This is a genomic window from Terracoccus sp. 273MFTsu3.1, from assembly GCF_000383675.1.
Taxonomy (GTDB): domain Bacteria; phylum Actinomycetota; class Actinomycetes; order Actinomycetales; family Dermatophilaceae; genus Terrabacter.
On sequence record NZ_KB911823.1, the window covers coordinates 1 to 994 of the forward strand.

A 994-nucleotide genomic window follows, 5' to 3' on the forward strand; every position below is an offset into this window, starting at 1 on the left:
TAGGCCGGATGTGGAAGCACAGCAATGTGTGGAGCTGACCGGTACTAATAAGCCGATAACTTGACTTACAAAGATGCTCCGCGTCCACTGTGCAGTTCCCGAGATACAAACGGGAACACCACCCACTGATTTGATATCTCCATAGAGTTTCGGCTGTCATAGCGAAGGGGAAACGCCCGGCTCCATTCCGAACCCGGAAGCTAAGCCCTTCAGCGCCGATGGTACTGCACTGGTGACGGTGTGGGAGAGTAGGACGCAGCCGGACACACTTTGTCAGAGCGCCCCAGACGGAACTTCATTGATCCGACTGGGGCGCTCTTTCTTTTTGTGCTCGACGACACCAGAGGTGGCGCCGACCGCGGTCGGCGCGGAAGGATGACGAACATGAGTGACCAGGACGGCAACGACAGCCGAGGCGACCGACGCGACCGCGAAGGCGGCGAGCGAGGTCCCGCACGAGGCAGTGGCGCCGGCCGGAGCTCGGGGGCTCCCCGGTCGGGCGCACCCCGTTCGTCGGGACCGCGTCGAGACGACCGCGGGAGCTACCGCTCCGATGACCGTCGTTCCGGCGGCGGCAGCAGCGGCAGTGACCGTGGGGGCTACCGCTCCGATGACCGTCGTTCCGGCGGCGGCAGCAGCGACCGTGGGGGCTACCGCTCCGATGACCGTCGTTCCGGCGGCGGCAGCAGCGACCGTGGGGGCGACCGGTCGGACGACCGTCGTTCCGGCGGCGGCAGCAGCGACCGTGGGGGCTACCGGTCGGACGACCGTCGTTCCGGCGGCAGCGGCAGCAGCGACCGTGGGGGCTACCGCTCCGATGACCGTCGTTCCGGCGGCAGCGGCGGCGGCAGCGACCGTGGCGGCTACCGCTCCGATGACCGTCGTTCCGGCGGCAGCAGCAGCGACCGTGGCGGCTACCGCCCGTCCAGCGGCGGCGGCAGCGACCGTGGCGGCTACCGCTCCGATGACCGTCGTTCCAGTGGCAGCAGCAGCG

Annotated in this window: 1 protein-coding gene and 1 rRNA gene; one reads left to right on the forward strand and one right to left on the reverse strand. The window is 68.1% G+C overall.

Going from position 1 to position 994, the window contains the following annotated elements; all coding sequences use genetic code 11:
- The first annotated feature begins 148 nt into the window (after positions 1-148).
- Positions 149-265, forward strand: a 5S ribosomal RNA gene (rrf, locus tag H283_RS0112900).
- Between the two features lie 8 nt (positions 266-273).
- Here rrf and H283_RS28200 read toward each other — a convergent pair.
- The coding region (locus H283_RS28200; protein ID WP_196805987.1) for a hypothetical protein at positions 274-994 on the reverse strand (721 nt) is incomplete at its 5' end.